Origin of the sequence: Streptomyces sp. NPDC059851 (genome assembly GCF_042732005.1) — a bacterium.
GTDB lineage: Bacteria > Actinomycetota > Actinomycetes > Streptomycetales > Streptomycetaceae > Streptomyces.
On sequence record NZ_JBHWJJ010000206.1, the window covers coordinates 1 to 9,825 of the forward strand.

1 protein-coding gene and 1 pseudogene are annotated in these 9,825 nt (G+C 75.6%); both read left to right on the plus strand.

What is annotated here, in order from left to right; all coding sequences use genetic code 11:
* The coding region (locus tag ACFV7Q_RS36880) for an SDR family NAD(P)-dependent oxidoreductase (protein WP_385435312.1) at positions 1 to 3,701 on the plus strand (3,701 nt) is incomplete at its 5' end.
* Positions 3,702 to 3,819: 118 nt separating this feature from the next.
* Positions 3,820 to 9,825 (plus strand): annotated as a pseudogene (locus ACFV7Q_RS36885) (type I polyketide synthase); the annotation flags it as partial.

Sequence of the window (9,825 nt, forward strand, 5' to 3'; positions counted from 1 at the left end):
CCGGCCGCCCGCGCCGGGCCGGTATCTCCTCCTTTGGCTTCAGCGGCACCAACGCCCACACGATCATCGAGCAGGCTCCGGTCGCCGACGAAGCCGAAACAGTGGACTTCCCGCAGCAGCGACCCGGCCTCCTGCCGTTGCTGCTGTCCGCGAAGACAGACACCGCCCTGCAGGCCCAAGCCGAGCGCCTCGCGGCGCGGATCGCCGCGGACGAGACGCTCGAACCCGCCGACGTGGCCCGCTCCCTGGCCACCTCCCGGTCGGCGCTCGAACACCGGGCGGTCGTCGTCGCGGGGGAGCGCGAGGAGTTCCTGGCCGCCCTGAAGGCCCTCGCGGCGGGTGAGCTGCCGGCGGGGATCGTCAGCGGACGGGTGTCCACAGGGGCCTCGGCGTTCCTGTTCACCGGGCAGGGCAGCCAGCGCCTCGGCATGGGGCGCGAGCTGTACGACGCCTTCCCGGTGTACGCCGACGCGCTCGACGCCGTCTGCGCCCGCATGGACGCCCACCTCGAACTGCCCTTGAAGGAGCTGCTGTTCGGAGGCGACGCGGACCTGCTGGACCGGACGGAGTACACACAGCCGGCGCTCTTCGCCGTCGAGGTGGCGCTGTTCCGGCTCGTCGAGAGCCGGGGCCTGCGCCCCGACTACCTCGCCGGGCACTCGATCGGTGAGATCGCCGCCGCGCACGTCGCCGGGGTGCTGTCCCTGGATGACGCGTGTGCGCTGGTGGCGGCGCGTGGCCGGCTGATGCAGGCCCTCCCGGCCGGTGGTGTGATGATCGCCGTCCAGGCGTCGGAGGACGAGGTCCTGCCGCTGATCGGCGAGGGCGACCGGGTGAGCATCGCCGCGGTCAACGGCCCGCAGGCCGTCGTCATCGCCGGCGACGAGGACGCGGCCGTCGCCATCGCCGGGACCTTCCAGGCCCAGGGCCGGAAGACCAAGCGGCTGACGGTCAGTCACGCCTTCCACTCGCCGCACATGGACGGCATGCTCGACGACTTCCGCAAGGTCGTCGAAGCGCTGTCCTTCGACACGCCGCGCATCCCGATCGTGTCGAACCTGACCGGCGCCCTCGTCACCGACGAAATGGGCTCCGCCGACTTCTGGGTCCGGCACGTCCGGGACGCCGTCCGCTTCCTCGACGGCGTCCGTGCGCTGGAGGCGGCGGGCGTCACCACCTACGTCGAACTCGGGCCCGACGGGACGCTGTCCGCGCTCGCCCAGGACTGCGTCACCGAGCAGGCGGTCTTCGTGCCCGTGCTCCGCAGCGGCCGCGACGAGACCGGGACCCTGGTCACGGCGCTCGCACGGGCCCACGTCCAGGGCGTGGCCGTGGACTGGACGGCGTACTTCTCCGGCACCGGAGCCCGCCGCGTCGACCTGCCCACCTACGCCTTCCAGCGCAAGCGGTACTGGCTGGAGGAGGCCCCCCGCCCCTCGGCGGCAGCGCCGGGTGCCGGTGCCGGTGCCGGTGCCGGTGCCGCAGCCGACGGTGCGGTGGACGGGGCCTTCTGGGAGGCCGTCGACAACGTCGACCTCGCTGCCCTCACCGCCACCCTCGACATCGACGCGGACCAGCCGCTGAGCGCCGTGCTGCCGGCCCTGTCCGCCTGGCGGCGGCAGCGCACGGAGCGGTCGGTCATCGACGGCTGGCGCTACGGGGTGACCTGGAAGCCGCTGGGTGACCCGGACGCAACCCCCCGCCCGGCCGGCACCTGGCTGTGCGTCACCGCCGCCGGCGGGGCGCCCGGCCCCGACGGGCTCCCGGGGGTCGCGGACGCACTGCGGGCGCAGGGCGTGGACGTACGGGAGGTGTCCCTCGACACCGCCGCGACCGACCGGGCCGTCGTCGCCGACCGGCTGCGCACGGCACTCGCCGGGGACCGGGCCGACGGCGTGGTGTCCCTGCTGGCCTTCGCCGAGGCCCCGCACCCGGCCCACCCCGCGGCGCCGACCGGACTGCTGCTCGCCGGGGCCCTGGTCCAGGCCCTCGGCGACGCCGGCGTCGACGCACCCCTGTGGTGTGTGACCTCCGGTGCCGTGGCGACCGGTCCCGCCGACCGGGTCCGCAGCGCCGCACAGGCGGGGCTCTGGGGCCTCGGCCGCGTGGTCGCCCTGGAGCACCCCGAGCGCTGGGGCGGCCTGGTGGACCTGCCCGTCCGAGTGGACGGACGCGCGCTCGACCGGCTGCTCGCCGTACTCGGCGGCGCCGCCGGGCACGAGCACGCGGACGAGGACCAGATCGCCGTACGCTCCGCAGGTCTCCTCGCCCGCCGCATCCGGCACGCCGCCGCCCCGGCGGCCGGAGGAAGCGGCGCCACCGCTGCGGACCGCGCGCCCTGGCGGCCCCGGGGCACCGTCCTCATCACCGGCGGTACGGGCGCCCTCGGTGCGCACGTCGCCCGCTGGCTCGCCGCGCACGGCGTCGAGCACGTGGTGTTGGCCGGCCGGCGCGGGCTCCGGGCCCCGGGTGCCGAGGCCCTCGTCGCGGAGCTGTCGGAGCTCGGCGCCCGGGCCACGGTGGTCGCCTGCGACATGACCGATCGGCAGGCCGTCAGCGACCTGCTCACCGGTCTCCGTGAGGACACCGGCGCCCCCGCCCTCACCGCCGTCTTCCACACGGCGGGCGTCGGCCAGCTCGCGCCGCTCGCCGAGACCGGACCGGAGGACATCGCCGCAGTCCTCGCCGCCAAGGCCGCCGGGGCGGAGCTCCTCGACGAACTCCTCGGCGACACGGAGCTGGACGCCTTCGTCCTCTTCTCCTCCATCGCCGGCATCTGGGGCAGCGGCGGCCAGGCCGCCTACGCCGCGGCCAACGCCCACCTAGACGCCCTGGCGCAGCAGCGCCGCGACCGCGGGCTGGCGGCCACCGCCGTGGCCTGGGGGCCGTGGGGCGGAGGCGGTCTCGTCGCGGACGACGGTGCGGCCGGGCAGCTGCGCCGCCGCGGCCTGCCGGTGATGGCGCCCGAACGGGCCGTCGCCGCCCTCCAGCAGGCGCTCGACGCGGGCGACACGACCGTGACGGTCAGCGACGTCGACTGGGACCTGTTCGTCCCGGCGTTCACCGCGGCCCGGCCGCGCCCGCTGATCGCCGACCTCCCCGACGTGCGCCGCGTCCTCGACGCGGAGCAGCACGCCGATGCCGACGCGGGCGACGGCACACAGGGGGACGCGGACCGGCTGGCGGCCGAGCTGCGTGACATGAGCGGCGACGACGCCGAACGGACCCTGCTCGGCCTGGTCCGCACGCACGTCGCCGCGGTCCTCGGGCACGACGGGGCCGCCGCGGTCGAGGCGGGCCGCGCCTTCAAGGACCTCGGCTTCGACTCCCTCACCGCGGTCGAGCTGCGGACCCGACTCGGCTCGGCCACCGGACTGCGGTTGCCCGCCAGCCTCGTCTTCGACCACCCCACCCCCGCCGCCCTGGCCGCTCACGTCCGTGCCGAACTCCTCGGCGAGGACACGGCGCCCGCCCTTCCGGCACTCGCGGAGATCGACAAGCTGGAGTTCGCCCTCGCGGCGGTCCCCGAGGACGACACCGCCGAACGCGCCCGCGTCACGGCCCGGCTCGAAGCGCTCCTGGCGAACTGGAACAGGACCGAACGCGCCGTCCACGCCATGGAGGGCGAGGAAACAGCCATCGAATCGGCGTCCGCCGAAGACCTCTTCGACATCATCAACAACGAATTCGGAAAATCCTGACCTTTGATGCCCGATCCGATGCCCCAGCCGAATCCCGTATGCATTCCGCATTCCTCCAGGAGGTGACGTTCCAGTGGCCGGCACGAACGAAGAAAAGCTTCTCGAAAACCTGAAGTGGATGACCACGGAGCTCCGGCGGGCCCGCCGCCGCCTCCAAGAGACCGAGCAGGACGCCCACGAGCCCATCGCCATCGTCGCGATGAGCTGCCGTTTCCCCGGCGGCGTGCGGTCGCCGGAAGACCTGTGGCGGCTCGTCTCCGAAGGCGGTGACGCCATCACCGGATTCCCCGACGACCGCGGCTGGGACATCGCATCCCTCGCCGACCCCGACCCCGACCGCAAGGGCACCTTCTACAACACCGGCGGCGGATTCCTCGACGACGCCACCCTCTTCGACCCCGGATTCTTCGGCATATCGCCGCGCGAGGCCCTCGCCATGGACCCGCAGCAGCGTCAGGTCCTCGAAACGTCCTGGGAGGTGTTCGAGCGCGCCGGAATCGACCCGGCGTCCGTACGCGGCAGCCGCACCGGCGTCTACATCGGCGCGGGCGCCATGGGGTACGGGGCTGACCTGAAGGAGGTCCCGGAGGGCCTCGAAGGACTGCTCCTGACCGGTGGCGCGACCAGCGTGCTGTCGGGCCGGGTCAGCTACGTCCTCGGCCTGGAGGGCCCCGCCGCCACCATCGACACGGCCTGCTCGTCCTCACTGGTCGCCCTGCACCTGGCCACCCAGGCCCTGCGCGGACGCGAGTGCTCGCTCGCCCTGGTCGGCGGCGTGTGCGTGATGCCCGGCCCCGACGTGTTCGTCGAGTTCAGCCGTCAGCGCGGCCTCGCCGCCGACGGCCGCTGCAAGTCCTTCGCCGCCGCCGCCGACGGCACCGGCTGGTCCGAGGGCGTGGGCGTGCTGCTCGTGGAGCGGCTCTCGGACGCCCGCCGCAACGGGCACCCGGTGCTGGCCGTCGTCCGCGGCTCCGCCGTCAACCAGGACGGCGCCAGCAACGGGCTCACCGCCCCCAACGGCCCCTCCCAGCAGCGTGTCATCCGGCAGGCCCTGGAGAACGCCCGCCTCTCGGCCGCCGAGATCGACGCCGTCGAAGCCCACGGCACGGGCACCCGGCTCGGTGACCCCATCGAGGCGCAGGCCCTGCTCGCCACCTACGGCCAGGACCGCCCCGCGGGCCGGCCGCTCCGCCTCGGCTCCCTCAAGTCGAACCTCGGGCACACCCAGGCCGCCGCCGGTGTCGCCGGCATCATCAAGATGGTCATGGCGATGCGGCACGGCGTCCTCCCGCAGACCCTCCACATCGACGAGCCGACCCCCGACGTCGACTGGACGGCGGGAGCGGTGTCCCTGCTCACCGAGCCCGTGGCCTGGCCCGAGACCGGGGCCCCGCGCCGCGCGGCCGTCTCCGCCTTCGGCGTCAGCGGAACCAACGCGCACACCGTCATCGAGCAGGCCCCCGAGGAGGAACCGGCCGGCGAGGAGCACGAGCCCGCCCCCGCCGCGGCCGTCGTCCCGCCCACCGTGCTGCCCTGGACGCTGTCGGGCCGGAGCGCCGCCGCACTGCGCGCCCAGGCCGCCCGGCTGATCGCCGCCCGGGCGCAGGGAGCCGCCGCCACCGCCCCGGCCCTCGACCTCGGGCACGCGCTCGCCACGACCCGGGCCGCCCTGGAACACCGCGCGGTCCTCCTCGGCCGTACGGACGACGACCTCGACAGCGCCCTCGCCGCCCTCGCCGCCGGCGAGGACGCCGCGGGCCTGGTCACGGACACCGCGACCGAGGGCAAGACCGCGTTCCTGTTCACCGGACAGGGCAGTCAGCGGCTCGGGATGGGACGGGAGCTGTACGACACCCACCCGGTGTTCGCCGACGCGCTCGACGCGGTGTGCGACCGCCTGGACCCGCTCCTCGAACTGCCCCTGAAGCAGGTCATGTTCGGGACGGACGCGGACCTCCTGGACCGGACCGGGTACACGCAGCCGGCGCTGTTCGCGGTCGAAGTCGCGCTGTTCCGGCTGATGGAGGGCTGGGGCCTGCGGCCGGATGCGGTGGCCGGGCATTCCATCGGTGAGATCGCCGCCGCACACGTGGCGGGGGTGCTGTCCCTCGACGACGCGTGCACCCTGGTCGCCGCCCGGGCCGGTCTGATGCAGGAGCTGCCCACCGGCGGCGCCATGATCGCCGTCCAGGCCTCGGAGGACGAGGTCCTGCCGCTGCTGACGACCGGCCGGGTCAGCATCGCCGCCGTCAACGGCCCCCGGTCGGTCGTCGTCGCCGGCGACACGGACGCGGCGGCCGCGGTCGCGGCGCACTTCGAGGCGCAGGGCCGCAAGACGAAGCGGCTCACCGTCAGCCACGCCTTCCACTCGCCCCTCATGGACGGCATGCTCGACGCCTTCCGCCGGGTCGTGCAGGGGCTGACGTTCGGGGCCCCGCAGATCCCGGTCGTGTCCTGCCTGACCGGTGCCCCCGTCACCGGCGAAATGGGCACTGCCGAGTTCTGGGTGCGGCACGTCCGCGAGGCGGTCCGCTTCCTCGACGGCGTCCGCGCCCTGGAGGCCGCCGGAGTGACCACGTACCTGGAACTCGGGCCCGAAGGGGTGCTGTCCGCGCTCGCCCAGGAATGCGTCACCGGCGAGGGCGCCGCCTTCGCCGCCGCGCTGCGCGCCGGGCGGCCCGAGCCCGAGACGGCCCTCGCCGCCCTCGCCCGCGCCCACGCCCACGGCGCCACCGTCGACTGGCCGACGTTCTTCGCCGGCACTGGCACCGGCACTGACGCTGGCGCCCGGCGCATCGACCTGCCCACCTACGCCTTCCAGCACGAGCGCTACTGGCTGGAGCCCGGCGCCACCACGGCCGGCGATGTGAGCGGGGCCGGCCTCGACCCCGCCGCCCACCCGCTGCTCGGTGCCGCCGTCACCCTCGCCGGCTCCGACCGCGTCCTCTGCACCGGCCGGCTCTCCCTGCGCACCCAGCCCTGGCTCGCCGACCACACCCTCGCCGGTACGGCGGTCCTGCCGGCCGCCGCGTTCGTCGAGCTCGCCGTACGTGCCGGTGACCGGGCCGGTTGCGGCCGCGTCGCGGAGCTCGTGCTCGGCACCCCGCTCGCCCTGCCCGCCGGCGGTGCCGGCGTGCGCGTCCAGGTGCTCGTCGAGAACCCCGACGAGCAGGGCAGCCGCGCCTTCACCATCTCCGCCCGACCGGAGGACGGCGACGGCGACCCCGGTGAGCACGACGGCTGGACGTGCCACGCCCGGGGCGTCCTCGCGCCCGCCGCACCCGAAACGGCGCCCCCCGCCACGTCCGGCCCCGTCCAGTGGCCGCCCGCCGGGGCCGCCCCCCTCGACCTCGACCCCCTGTACGCCGCCGGCGACGACCTCCAGCGCGGCCCGCTGTTCCGCGCCGTGGAGGCCGCATGGCACCTGGACGGCGAGTACTTCGCTCAGGTACGCCTGCCCGAAGGCGGGCCTCGGGCCGGCGAGTTCGGCCTGCACCCGGTGCTGCTGGACGCCGCCGCGCACGCCGCGGCCGCCCTGGTGGCCGCAGACCCGGACGCCGACGGCCGCCGTACGGGGGTGGGGCCCCGCAGCGTCTGGTCGGACGTGACCCTGCACGCCGTCGGAGCGGGCGCCCTGCGCGTCCGCATCCGGCCGGCCGCCGACGGCTCCGCCGACCCGGCGTTCGCCCTGGACCTCGCTGACGACCACGGCGACCCGGTGGCCACCGTCGGTCGCCTCGCCCCGCAGCCGTTCACTGACGCCGACGCCATCGGCACCGCGCAGCCCGTACCGGCCGTCGTCCGCGAGGCGCTGTTCCAGCTCGACTGGACGCCGCTGCCGCTGCCGAGCGCCACCGGTGCGGCGGCCGAGCCGCCCGGTGGCTGGGCCGTCCTCGGCCCCCTCGGTGTCGGGTACGGCCCGGCCACCCGCTACGCCGACCTGGCCGAGCTGGCCGAAGCCGTCGACGCCGGGGCGCCCGTACCGGCGTACGTCCTGGCCCCCTTCCCCCGGCAGGCGGCCGGGACCGGCCCGGACGCCCTGCGCGGGGCCACGCACCGGGCGCTGGCCCTGGTGCACGCCTGGCTGGCCGACGACCGGTTCGCGGCCTCCCGACTGGTCGTCCTGACCAGCGGTGCGGTCGCCGGTCCCGGCGGAGGCGGCGAGGACCTGCCGCACGCCGCCGTCCACGGTCTGCTGCGTTCCGCCGAGACCGAGAACCCCGGCCGCTTCGTCCTCGCCGACGTCCCCGACCTGTCCGACCCGGCGGCGCTCTCCGACCCGGCCGGGGCGGCCGTCCTCGCCGCGGCCCTCGCCTCCGGCGAGCCGGAGCTGCTGTTGCGCGACGGAACCGTCCACGTCCCGCGCCTGCGCCGCACCCGCGTGGCCGGCCCGACCGGCGGTGCCGCCATCGACCCGGACGGCACCGCCCTGATCACCGGCGGCTCCGGCACCCTCGCCGGAATCGTCGCCCGCCACCTCGTCACCGCCCACGGCGTGCGCCGGCTGCTGCTGCTCAGCCGCCGCGGCGCCGACGCGCCCGGCGCCGCCGAACGCACCGCGGAACTCGCCGGGCTGGGCGCCGAAGCGACCTGGGCCGCCTGCGACGCCGCCGACCGCGACGGCCTGGCCGCCGTCCTCTCCACGATCCCCGCCGAGCACCCCCTCACCACCGTCATCCACACGGCGGGCGTCCTCGACGACGGGCTGATCGGCTCCCTCACCCCCGAACGCCTGGACACGGTCCTGCAGCCTAAGGCCGTTGCCGCCCTCCACCTGCACGAGCTCACCCGCGACCTGCCGGTCACCGCGTTCGTCCTCTACTCCGCCGTCGCCGGCACCCTCGGCAGCGCCGGCCAGGCCAACTACGCCTGCGCCAACGCCCTCCTGGACGCCCTCGCCGAGCACCGCCACCACCAGGGCCTGCCCGCCACCGCCCTGGCCTGGGGCCTGTGGGCCGACGCCAGCGGCATGACCGGCGGGCTCGACGAGGCCCACCTGCGCCGCATGGAGCAACAGGGCATGGGCGCGCTCACCGCCGCTGACGGCACGGCCCTGCTCGATGCCGCACTGGCCTCCGGCCGTCCCACCCTCGTACCCGCCCGCCTGAACCCGGCCGCACTCCGCGACGCCGCCGCGCCCGGCCCCGTCGCCCCCCTCTTCCGGGAGCTCCTCGGCACCGGGGGACGCCGTACGGCGCGCACCCGCACCGACGGCGGCACGCCGCTCGCCGAACGGCTCGCCGGCCTCACCCGCCCCGAACAGGACCGCGTCCTGCTCGACCTCGTACGGGCCCAGGTCGCCTCCGTCCTCGGCCACGCCTCGGCCGAACACATCGAGCCCACCAAGGCGTTCAAGGACCTCGGCTTCGACTCGCTGACCGCCGTCGAGCTCCGCAACCGGCTCGGCGCGGCCACCGGCCTGCGCCCGGCCAGCACCCTCGTCTTCGACTACCCGACGCCCACGGCACTCGCCCACCGGATCCGCAGCGAACTCCTCGGCGAGGGGAACGAGGGCGACCGGGGCGCGGAACAGGGCTTCGACGGGGCGACCACCGCCGACGACCCCATCGCGATCGTCGCCATGAGCTGCCGCTATCCCGGAGGGGTCCGCAGCCCCGAGGAACTGTGGCGGCTCGTCGAGACCGGCGGCGACGCCATCGCCGGACTCCCCGGCAACCGCGGCTGGGACACCGTCGAGCTGCGGGCCGCCGAGGACGGCCACGGCCGGGCCTTCCAGGGCGGATTCCTCTACGACGCCGACTCCTTCGACGCCGACTTCTTCGGGATCTCGCCGCGCGAGGCCCTCGCGATGGACCCGCAGCAGCGGCTCCTGCTCGAAGCCGCCTGGGAGACGGTCGAGCGCGCGGGCATCGACCCCTCAGCGCTGCGCGGCAGCCGGGCCGGCGTGTTCGTCGGCGCCTCCTACACCGGCTACGACGCCCAACTGGAGCGGTCCGCAGACGCGGACGGCGTCCTCGGCCACGTGATGACCGGCAACGCGGGCAGCATCATGTCCGGCCGGGTCGCCTACGCGCTGGGCCTGGAGGGACCGGCCGTCACCGTCGACACCGCCTGCTCGTCGTCGCTGGTCGCCCTGCACTGGGCCATCCAGGCGCTGCGGGCC